Here is a 9,712-nt window from a genome sequence, read left to right as displayed (position 1 = left end):
ATCGCAGCCTCGTTTCACTCGACAGCTCCTACAAGGATGTACCGTGTCTACGGCGTATCAGGCATAGAATGGAACCACTGCGAAAGTTAATCGCTCAAAGTGGTATGCACGATCGATTGGCAAAACCCGCCAATCGGCCTGCCCTCAAGGAGAGCCCTATGCCCTGGTATGCCTGGTTGATTCTGGTCGTTGCAATCGGCTCGATCGTTGGTGGTTTGATGATGTTGCGTGACACCGCCAACAAGGTCGATCTGACCGAGGAGCAACGCAAACGCGTCGCTGAACGCAACGCCGAAGCGGATTCCAAGGATGCGCAGGACCGCTAAAACAAAACCCTGTCATTCTCATTGAATGACAGGGTTTTGCGTTTTACTTCTCCCAATCCGCCTTGGCTATGTGAAGGCCATGCAGCCCTTTGTATGCCGCGCGTTCCGGCTGGCTCCACCCCTCAAGCAACGAATCCTCCAACCGATAAATCTCCACCCCGAGCGGGCGACACACGCTCAGCGGATCCTGCGCATCCGGCCCCCACATGGCCAGTGACAGATCACCGCCCGGGCAGGTCGAGAGCGCACACAGCAGATCGATTTCGGCGAAAAACTCCAGGTAATCGCCCTTCTGCGCCGGACAGGCTTTCATGAAGTACATGTCGTCGTGGTTCAAGCCCGTGCACTGGAAAATGTTCAGCACGTCATGCACGTCGAACTCGGTCAGCCCATGAGGCAGCACCGCCCGGGTCAGGTTCGAATGGCAGTGATGATGGAAGTCTTCGCCGGTGAGCATTTTGTTCACATAAGGGTCGCAGCGGGTGCCGAGTAAATCGTGCAAGCGACCGCCATGTTCGTCGATGCCGTAACCGGCCAGGCTGTCATCGGTGATGGTCACCAGCGGCCGCAAAAAAGGCAGGTTTGACCAGAGCCGGTCATGGGTGCTGACGTGTGCGCCCTGTAACTGCCGGGTCCGTGCCGCCCACAAACGCTCCCGTGGATCGTTGGCATTCCAGACGTTGAAATCCCCGACTTGCGGCCCGACGGGCGTGGTCACGCGAAACACATGCCCGGCCGGCACCTTCCAGGCGCGACCGGTGCGGATCGGCACCTCGAATTCCTCGATTAGCGTGCGCCCCTCCTTCGCATCGCGGATCCGTTCGTAGAAGGCTTTGTCCACCTGCAAGGCTGAGCCTTTGCTGACTTGATAGGCCGCCGGATAGTCTTTGTACATGGCACGAATCCTCGATCAGTGATGGGAAACTGGAGCAAGCATTTGCAACAGGAGGTGTTCGGAATCGTCGAGATAGAGGCTCATCGCGTCTTCGGCCGCGCGTTTGTCGCCCTCGGCCAACAACTCATGGATCTGCCGGTCGCGCGCCAGCCAGGGCGCCTGAAAACGAGATTCATCGGGGGCGGTGCAGAACACCAGGCGCAATTGCGCGACGACGTTGGTGAAGAACTCATCGAACAACGGACTGCGCAGCAATCCAACGATGTGTTGATGAAAGGCCAGGCTGTGGGTGCCGACGGCGCGCCAGTCCTCGCGCTCCCGGGCAAGCTCGGTGGCTTCCAGGGCTTCGAGCATCCGGTCGGATTGATAGTCGCGCAGCGGCTGGCTCGCGCTGATGGCCTGCAACTCCAGGGTGCGCCTGACCTTGAACAGATCCCGCACATCCTCGACGCCCAGCCTGCGTACCATCACGCCCTTGTTGCGTACATAACGGGTCAGACCTTCCTGCCCCAGGCGATGCAGCGCTTCGCGGATGGTATTGCGGGATGCGTTGTAGGCAGACACCAGATCGTTTTCCACCAACGCCATGCCGGGCAGCAAACGGCCGCCAATGATGTCGGCGCGCAACTCAAGTGTGATGTGGTCGGCCAGGGACAGTCCGCTGTTCATACTCATTGCCTCCTGATTGTTCAACAATCGTCAGTTAATGAGTAATCACTATTCGTGCCAGTTCATTCTAGACAGCAGGACGGAGTTGGACTCATCTGCATGCTTTTTAGAAGTAGAAGTACAATCACCATCCCATTTTCATTGGTTAATATGGCGCATTGTTGCGGAGATACCCGATGCGTTACTCGCAGGACCATAAAGCCCAGACCCACCAACGCATCATCAAGGAAGCGTCAGCACGCTTTCGCCGCGATGGCATTGGCGCGACAGGTCTGCAACCGCTGATGAAAGCACTGGGCCTGACTCACGGTGGTTTCTACTCGCATTTCAAGTCCAAAGACGAACTGGTGGAAAAGGCGTTGCAAGCCGCCAGCGAGCAGGTCGACATCATTTGCGCCGAGCTCTTCGCTCAAGATCGTCCGCTGGAAGCGTTCATCGACGCCTATTTGTCCGAATGGCACCAGACTTCACCCGATGAGGGTTGCCCGTTGCCGACCATGTCATCGGAACTCGGCCTGCGCGGGCAGCAAAGCCCGACCACTGACGTGGTGCTCAACGCACGGCTCGAACAAGTGCAAGGCACTCTTGAAGACGAGGACGCCGCCGACCAAAGCGTCGTTATCATGTCGACACTGGTCGGGGCTTTATTGCTGTCACGCAGTGTCGAGAATCCCGAGCTGGCTCAGCGGATTCTCGACGTGACTCGCGCCTATCTCAAACAGCCCCGGGACTAACCCTCCCAGCGCTTGAACAGCACGCTGGCATTCACCCCACCAAACCCGAAGCCATTGGACAGCGCGTATTCGATGGCCATCGGCCGCGCCTGACCGTGGACGATGTCGACGCCTTGGGCGGCAGGGTCCGGGTTGTCGAAGTTGAGGGTGGCCGGCACGACCTGATCGCGAATTGCCAACAACGTGAAGATCGCCTCGATACCGCCCGCTGCACCGAGCAAATGCCCGGTGGCCGATTTGGTCGATGTCACGGCGATTTTGTTATCCGTGCCGAACAACGCCTTGATGGCCGCCAACTCTCCCAAGTCCCCGACCGGGGTCGAGGTTGCGTGAGCATTGAGATGCTGCACCTGCGCGGGCGAAATGCCTGCCTGGGCCAATGCCAGCGACATCGCCCGTCGCGCACCGCTGCCATCCTCGGGACCTGCCGTCAGGTGATAGGCGTCGGCACTGGTGCCGTAACCGACCAATTCCGCCAGCGGTTGAGCACCACGAGCCAGGGCATGCTCCAGTGATTCGATGACCAGAAGGCCAGCGCCCTCCCCCATGACGAAGCCATCGCGGTCACTGTCAAACGGCCGCGAGGCACGCTCCGGGGTGTCGTTGTAACCACTGGACAAGGCGCGAGCAGCGGCAAACCCGGCGAGACTGACGCGATCGATCGCCGCTTCCGCGCCGCCACATACCGCGATGTCTGCCTCGCCACAACGAATTAGTCGCGCCGCATCACCAATCGCCTGCACCCCGGCCGCACAAGCCGTCACCGGCGCACCCAATGGTCCCTTGAAACCGTGCTGGATCGACACATGACCCGCGGCGAGGTTGACCAGAAATGAAGGAATGGTGAACGGCGACAGGCGTCGCGGCCCACGACTGTCCGTGGTGCGCACCGCATCGGCTATCGCACCGAAACCACCCACGCCGGAACCGATAATGGTTGCAGTACGTTCCTGGGCATTGGCGTCCGCCGCTTGCCAACCGGCCTGCTCCAGTGCCTGACGCGCCGCTTCCATGGCGAACATAATGAAGCGGTCCATCTTCTTCTGCTCTTTGGGCGCCGTCGCCCGGTCCGGGTCGAACCCCGCCTCGGGATCGTCAGCCAGCGTCGGCACTGCACCCCCAACCTTGGCCGGCAAATCGGCAACCACCTCGTCCGGCAAATTGCGCAACCCGGAACGCCCGGCCAACAGACGCGACCAAACGGCTTCGACGCCAGACCCCAATGGAGACACCAGGCCCATGCCCGTTACAACCACTCGACGATCACTCATACCGCAAATACCTCAAGCCGATTCATGACGCCTCACGTGTAACGCGCGGCGGCCTTACTTTTGGAAAGATTCGGCGCCAGTACATGACGCGCCGCAACGAAGGCATCCCAGTCGGCCGCATCCGGCAACGAAGGAATGGTGACCAACTCACCCTGGTCCAGACCCGACAACGCCGCATCAACCATATCCCCGGCTTCCATGACCATATCCGCCGGAATCTGTGTTGCGTCGATACCGGAGCGTTCCCAGATTTCGGTGCGTGTGACGCCTGGCAACACGGCCTGCACCTTGACCCCAGTGCCCTCCAGTTCAGCGTTCAACGACTGCGTCAGACTTAACACATAAGCCTTGCTGGCGCTGTAAGTCGCGTTGAAGCGCTCGGGAAACAACGCCACCACTGACCCGATATTGATGATCGTCCCCCGACCTGCCTTGGCAAAACTGGCGGCCGCGGCCGAAGCCAGTCGCGTGACCGTTGTCACGTTCAGTTGAATCAAACGTTCCAGCTGATCCATGTCGGCGTTGGCCAACAAACCATCCGCTGCAACACCGGCGTTGTTCAGCAACAGGCTGATACTCGAATCGCTGTGAAGACGTTGTTCAAGCTTCAGCACATCATCCTTTTGCGTCAGATCCGCCTTGAGCACCTCGACCTGAACACCATGCTCGGCGCGCAACTTGCTCGCCGCCGCTTCCAGCCGCTCTTGATCACGGGCGACCAATAACAAATCAAAACCACGCGCCGCCAACCGCTCGGCGTAAATCGCACCGATACCGGAAGAAGCACCGGTAACGAGAGCCGTACCTTGGGACCGGACTGAGTTCATGACTGTGCTCCTGGGAGATGCCTAAGGGAAAGACAAGCGCCTGAGGCTCAGAGCGCTTGGCGGAAAGCAATTTATTATAGGCATAATCTTGACTGTATATGATAGCCGTAATTTTTCTAATGTCGACGAAAGGCGCACCATCACAGCGCTCGCCAGAAAGCAAAAAGGCCGATCAATGACCGGCCCCTGGCGCTGACGTATAAGCTTAGTTCACCTCAAGCTTCTCGCGGTTCTTATCCAGAATGGCTTTACCGATTCCCTTCACTTCGAGCAACTCGTCCACGGACGCAAACGGCCCATTACTCTCACGATAGGTAACAATCGCCTTGGCCTTGGCCTCGCCAACACCGGCCAACTCGCGCTGAAGGGTTGGCGCATCGGCCTGATTCAGATCGACCTTGCCGGACTGTGCCTTGGGAGAAACTTCCAGCACCAAGGGTGCGTTGCCAGCCTCTGGCTTGGCCGTCGGCGCAGCAATGGCAGCAATTGAGGCGCTGGTGAGCAGGGCAAAAACCAGAGAGTAGAAATAGCCAGTACGCATAAATAAAGCTCCATGACATCGATTGAGAAAGCAGCTTTTCCGAAGCTGCCTCCCAAACTTAGGCGATGTCTGGAGCCTGTCAAAAATGTGTCCGTTACAGGATGTGAAACAATCAAGGTTCGAGGCGACGTTGCTGGTAGATCCAGTCAACGATATCGCCATCAGGTGTGTAGCCGCTGACGGTTTCGCGCAGGAGCTGACGGACACGACTGTAATCGTCATGATCGACAGCAATCAGCAACTCCCTCAAACGGCCCTTGAGCACATCCCAGGGCAGATGATCTTCGTTGGCAGTCATGATCATCGGATGTTGCGTCGCTGCCACGTTGTCGCCGATCAGCAACTCCTCGTAAAGCTTCTCACCGGGACGCAGCCCGGTGAATTCGATGGAGATGTCGCCTTGCAAATTCTTGTCCGAACGAACGCTCAGACCGGACAGGTGAATCATCTTCTCTGCCAGCTCGACAATCTTCACCGGCTCGCCCATGTCCAGAACAAACACATCACCGCCCTGCCCCATGGAACCCGCCTGGATTACCAATTGCGCGGCCTCAGGGATGGTCATGAAATAGCGAGTGATTTTCGGGTGTGTGACCGTCAACGGGCCACCGGATTTGATCTGACTGTGGAACAAAGGGATCACCGAACCGGAGGAACCCAGCACATTGCCAAAACGCACCATGGTAAAACGGGTCTTGTTGACCCGAGAGACATTGGCCTTGTCGCCGAACATCACCGGGGCGATTTCACGACTCAACGCTTGAAGCGTCATTTCAGCGAGACGCTTGGTACTCCCCATCACATTCGTGGGGCGTACGGCCTTATCGGTGGAGATCAATACAAAGTTGGAGACACCTGATTGCAACGCAGCCTGAGCGGTGTTGAGCGTGCCGATGACGTTGTTGAGCACGCCTTCGGCGATGTTGTGCTCGACCATCGGGACGTGTTTATACGCAGCAGCGTGGTAGACGGTGTCCACACTCCAGGTTTTCATCACATCCAGAAGTTTGTCCTGGTGCCGGATGGAACCGAGAATTGGCAACAATTTGACCGAAACCGACTTACGACAAGCGCGCTGCTCCAGTTCCGAGAGGATGCTGTATAGATTGAATTCGCTGTGTTCAAACAACAAAAGCGTCGTCGGGCCAAGCGAGAAAATCTGCCGGCAAAGCTCAGCGCCGATCGATCCGCCAGCCCCAGTGACCATGACTGTCTTGCCTTTGATACAACGTTCAAGCAAGTCCGGTTGCGCAGGCACTGAGTCGCGACCCAGAAGGTCCGCGATATCCACCTCCTGGATGTCTTCGACCTTTACCCGGCCACTGGCCAGATCGGTGAAGTTGGGCACGCTTCGAATGTGTAGAGGAAAACGCTCCAGCAGCGTGAGAATCTCCCTGCGCCGGGCGCGGGTAGATGACGGGAGGGCCAGGAGGATTTCCTGCGCGCCTGTTACGTCAATCATCTGCTGGATGTGTTTGGGTTTGTAGACTTGCAGGCCTGCGATTGAACGATCCGCAATGCTTGGATCATCATCGATAAACGCCACAGGACGCATGGCTCGGCCCATGCGAAGCGCTGCGACAAGCTGATTGCCGGCCACGCCAGCACCATACACAGCAACCTTGGTAAGGCCGTCCTCGCGATTGGTAAATGGTACATGCTGAGCGGTGGTGAACCAGTCGCCCATGAAATATTGACGCATGCAGAGTCGAAGTCCGCCAATAATGACGAGGCTGAGCCACCAATAGTTGAAAACAATGGAACGTGGCACTACCGTTTCGTGATTACTGTACCAATAGACAGCGACTGCCAGAATAAGCGACGAAAGGCTAACGGCTTTGATAATGGCGATGAGGGCATCATTGCCGAAATAGCGCATGACGGCCCGGTACATACCGAAACGCACAAACAAGGGAATAGCGATAACCGGGGCACAAACGAAGAGCCAAAAGTGGACTTTAAAGGGGTTGTACATATCGTCCAGGCCCAGACGCACAATGAACGCCAACCACAGGGCGATCCAGACCAGCAGGATGTCAGTGGCGACCTGTATCAACCTTTTTCGACGCCGAGGGAGCCCCACCAAATATGCTCTGATTTTATCCATAAACCCTTCAAACACCTCAGTCGCCTCCTCTCAGCAGCCCCTTCACCGTGGCGAAACCTCAAAGCCGCGTCGCGATCACTCTAAACCTAAATGACAGAGTAGTTGCTGCTTAGTTCTTTAGCGGCGGATTTTCCAGATCTCCGGCACGAAACTTTATTGCCAATGCGATCAGTGGCGCATAAGCCAAAATGACTCCTAAGGCCCCGTCTAGACCAAAATGCGTCACGCACACGGCTACCGGCAACAGCCAGAACAGATTGATCACGCCAACAGCGATAGTTACCGGTAAATGCTTGCCGAAACGACGCGAGGCGAATTGGTAGGCATGGCTGCGATGCGCTTCATAGACTTTGTCCCCTCTAAACAAACGGCGAAACAGCGTGAATGTTGCATCAACGATGAACACCCCCAGCAAAATCAGCCAGGCCCATAGCATCGGTGCACTCACCCATGTTGCCTGCAGCGAAAGACCACCCAGCACAATGCCGAGAAACCCGCTGCCGGCATCCCCCATGAAAATCCTCGCGGGAGGGAAATTCCAATAAAGGAAACCTGCAACGGAAACAGCAAGCAACAATGGTCCCCAAATCAGCGTGTCGAGGCCTGCCAACCAATAAAGCAGACAGGCGCCCAGGCAAGCACAAATGGCTTCCACGCTGGCAATGCCATCGATTCCGTCCATGAAGTTGTAGAGATTGAGTAACCACACCAGATAAAAAACGGCTAGCACATGACCCGCCCAACCCAAATTGATATCGGCGCCGAACACCACGACGGAAGGCAATCCCCCCATCCAGCCCAACAGCCAGGCTGCCGCTGCAAAATGGCCCAACAGGCGCCAGCGTGCGGCGATATGTCCGTGGTCGTCCATAAAGCCAATCAATGCTATCGAGAGCCCAGCCCCTGCAATCGCGTAAAACGCCGATGGAGAAATCAGTCCCGCGGAGTACAGAAAACCCAACGAAACGATAAAAGCCACGACAATGGCTACGCCGCCACCTCGTGGTGTCGCGACCATATGGGAACTACGTGCGTTCGGAACGTCCATCAAACTTCTGGAAATTGCGTACTTGCGTAACGCCGCAGTCAGTAGAAAAGAAATACCGACAGCCACCGGAAAAAACCACGCATAAGTCATTATTGGCGGGACTCCAGAAAATGCTGCACCGTTGATTTCAACCCATCTTCCAGCCTTGCAGGTGGACGCCAGCCCAGTAACTCCTGATTTTTCTGGATATCGACCTGCAATGAACCGAAAAGCCGTTGTGCTACTGCACGCCGTCCCAACAAACCAGCCAGAAACACCAGAACCCCGACAGGGACGGGCACGAGCCAGGTATTCACCCCTAGATAGGTGACAAGACTCCGCATCAGTTGGGTCGTTGAAACATCATTATCATCGCTCACTAAAAAGACCTGATTGGCAGCACGGGGATGATCGACACACGTCCTGATCAGATCAACGACATTTTCCAGTGACACAAGGCTTCGATAATTGGTCACCGCTCCGAACGGTAGCGGAACGCCCTTTATCAACCATTGCATCATTCGTTGAAAGTTTGCACCTACACCGGCGCCATAAATAAGCACCGGCCGAATGATGACAACTTCAATTGCGCCCCTATTGGCGAGCTGCATGAGTTGTTGTTCTGCTTCGTACTTGGAAATGGCATAAGGATCCGAAGGGAGTGGGATATCATCTGCTGAGAACGCATGTCCCGGCGCAGTACTTTCCCCATTGACCTTGATCGAGCTAATAAAGATAAATCGTTTAACACCAGCCTGTATGGCCTGGCGTGCGAGATTGAGTGTACCTTCAACGTTAATCGCACGAAACTTGTCTAGCGATTGCGCCGGATCCTCGTGCATGACGTGCACTCGAGCCGCCGAATGTATAACCACATTCACGCCTGTGAGAGACTGAGTCCAGTCTGTGGCTTGATCGATATTTGATATATAAGTTTTTTCTACTAAGTCGGGTAACTTGCTATTCAAATTTCTGAGCGGAGCCACAACCGATGTAGCGGGCAAAGTGCAGAAACTCTTTACCAAGGCACTTCCAAGAAATCCCGTCGCACCGGTCACAAGTATTTTTTTGGACATTTCAAACCGATTCAAAAAATAGACAGCAATGGAACAATCTACCACGTAAAGGCGTCATTTTGAGCGCCGAATTTGTGCGGAGCACCCTGCCCTACCCCTTGCGTAGCACCGGCTAACCGGCTGACGAGAACTCGAAGCCCTGGTCTCAGCGCGATTTTCCATCACACAGGTTGGAGCAATCACCTGAGAGAGATAGAATCCACCCAATTTTTACTAAAGCTCTCTGAATAGAGCCTGAG

At 56.2% G+C, this 9,712-nt stretch carries 10 protein-coding genes; 2 read left to right on the top strand and 8 right to left on the bottom strand.

Going from position 1 to position 9,712, the window contains the following annotated elements; all coding sequences use genetic code 11:
- Positions 1-158 precede the first annotated feature (158 nt).
- Positions 159-326: a DUF2897 family protein gene (locus VD17_RS32050; RefSeq protein ID WP_080932113.1), complete on the top strand. Its 168-nt coding sequence runs from the start codon at positions 159-161 to the stop codon at positions 324-326.
- Positions 327-369: 43 nt separating this feature from the next.
- Here VD17_RS32050 and VD17_RS30710 read toward each other — a convergent pair whose 3' ends face one another.
- Together VD17_RS30710 and VD17_RS30705 are read right to left on the bottom strand one after the other, a co-directional pair.
- Positions 370-1,221: an urea carboxylase-associated family protein gene (locus VD17_RS30710; RefSeq protein WP_046057108.1), complete on the bottom strand. Its 852-nt coding sequence runs from the start codon at positions 1,219-1,221 to the stop codon at positions 370-372.
- A 15-nt stretch (positions 1,222-1,236) separates the two neighbouring features.
- Entirely contained in the window at positions 1,237-1,890 is a 654-nt protein-coding gene (locus VD17_RS30705) for a GntR family transcriptional regulator (RefSeq protein WP_046057107.1), read from the bottom strand.
- Positions 1,891-2,066: 176 nt separating this feature from the next.
- On the opposite strand from VD17_RS30705, the gene VD17_RS30700 reads away from it, so the two are divergent.
- Positions 2,067-2,624 (top strand): TetR/AcrR family transcriptional regulator, encoded by a 558-nt coding sequence (locus VD17_RS30700; RefSeq protein ID WP_046057106.1) that lies wholly within the window; start codon positions 2,067-2,069, stop codon positions 2,622-2,624.
- On the opposite strand, the gene fabF is transcribed toward VD17_RS30700, so the two are convergent.
- The 6 genes from fabF to VD17_RS30670 all read right to left on the bottom strand — a co-directional run bounded on the left by fabF (position 2,621) and on the right by VD17_RS30670 (position 9,473).
- Positions 2,621-3,895 (bottom strand): beta-ketoacyl-ACP synthase II, encoded by a 1,275-nt coding sequence (gene fabF, locus VD17_RS30695; RefSeq protein WP_046057105.1) that lies wholly within the window; start codon positions 3,893-3,895, stop codon positions 2,621-2,623. The genes VD17_RS30700 and fabF overlap by 4 nt on opposite strands.
- A gap of 32 nt (positions 3,896-3,927) precedes the next feature.
- A complete protein-coding gene (locus tag VD17_RS30690; protein ID WP_046057104.1) occupies positions 3,928-4,722 on the bottom strand; it encodes an SDR family NAD(P)-dependent oxidoreductase in 795 nt (264 codons plus the stop codon).
- 205 nt (positions 4,723-4,927) lie between these two features.
- Positions 4,928-5,263: a ComEA family DNA-binding protein gene (locus tag VD17_RS30685; protein WP_033055774.1), complete on the bottom strand. Its 336-nt coding sequence runs from the start codon at positions 5,261-5,263 to the stop codon at positions 4,928-4,930.
- 112 nt (positions 5,264-5,375) lie between these two features.
- On the bottom strand, positions 5,376-7,370 hold the full coding sequence (locus VD17_RS30680; RefSeq protein ID WP_046057103.1) for a polysaccharide biosynthesis protein: 1,995 nt from the start codon (positions 7,368-7,370) through the stop codon (positions 5,376-5,378).
- Positions 7,371-7,479: 109 nt separating this feature from the next.
- Positions 7,480-8,508 carry an MraY family glycosyltransferase gene (locus VD17_RS30675; RefSeq protein ID WP_046057102.1) on the bottom strand — a complete coding sequence of 343 codons (1,029 nt, stop codon included), beginning with the start codon at positions 8,506-8,508 and terminating at the stop codon, positions 7,480-7,482.
- The gene (locus VD17_RS30670; protein WP_046057101.1) at positions 8,508-9,473 is read right to left on the bottom strand and encodes a UDP-glucose 4-epimerase family protein; all 966 of its coding nucleotides are present in this window, start codon (positions 9,471-9,473) and stop codon (positions 8,508-8,510) included. Before VD17_RS30670 ends, VD17_RS30675 begins: the two co-directional genes overlap by 1 nt.
- Positions 9,474-9,712: the final 239 nt, after the last annotated feature.

It is taken from the genome of Pseudomonas fluorescens (assembly GCF_000968015.1).
GTDB lineage: Bacteria > Pseudomonadota > Gammaproteobacteria > Pseudomonadales > Pseudomonadaceae > Aquipseudomonas > Aquipseudomonas fluorescens_W.
This window is presented reverse-complemented; position numbering and strand designations above follow the sequence as displayed.

Coding starts and splice junctions, on each gene's coding strand:
- VD17_RS32050 (WP_080932113.1), top strand. CDS start 159: ATGCCCTGGTATGCCTGGTTGATTCTGGTCGTTGCAATCGGCTCGATC.
- VD17_RS30710 (WP_046057108.1), bottom strand. CDS start 1,221: ATGTACAAAGACTATCCGGCGGCCTATCAAGTCAGCAAAGGCTCAGCC.
- VD17_RS30705 (WP_046057107.1), bottom strand. CDS start 1,890: ATGAACAGCGGACTGTCCCTGGCCGACCACATCACACTTGAGTTGCGC.
- VD17_RS30700 (WP_046057106.1), top strand. CDS start 2,067: ATGCGTTACTCGCAGGACCATAAAGCCCAGACCCACCAACGCATCATC.
- fabF (WP_046057105.1), bottom strand. CDS start 3,895: ATGAGTGATCGTCGAGTGGTTGTAACGGGCATGGGCCTGGTGTCTCCA.
- VD17_RS30690 (WP_046057104.1), bottom strand. CDS start 4,722: ATGAACTCAGTCCGGTCCCAAGGTACGGCTCTCGTTACCGGTGCTTCT.
- VD17_RS30685 (WP_033055774.1), bottom strand. CDS start 5,263: ATGCGTACTGGCTATTTCTACTCTCTGGTTTTTGCCCTGCTCACCAGC.
- VD17_RS30680 (WP_046057103.1), bottom strand. CDS start 7,370: ATGGATAAAATCAGAGCATATTTGGTGGGGCTCCCTCGGCGTCGAAAA.
- VD17_RS30675 (WP_046057102.1), bottom strand. CDS start 8,508: ATGACTTATGCGTGGTTTTTTCCGGTGGCTGTCGGTATTTCTTTTCTA.
- VD17_RS30670 (WP_046057101.1), bottom strand. CDS start 9,473: ATGTCCAAAAAAATACTTGTGACCGGTGCGACGGGATTTCTTGGAAGT.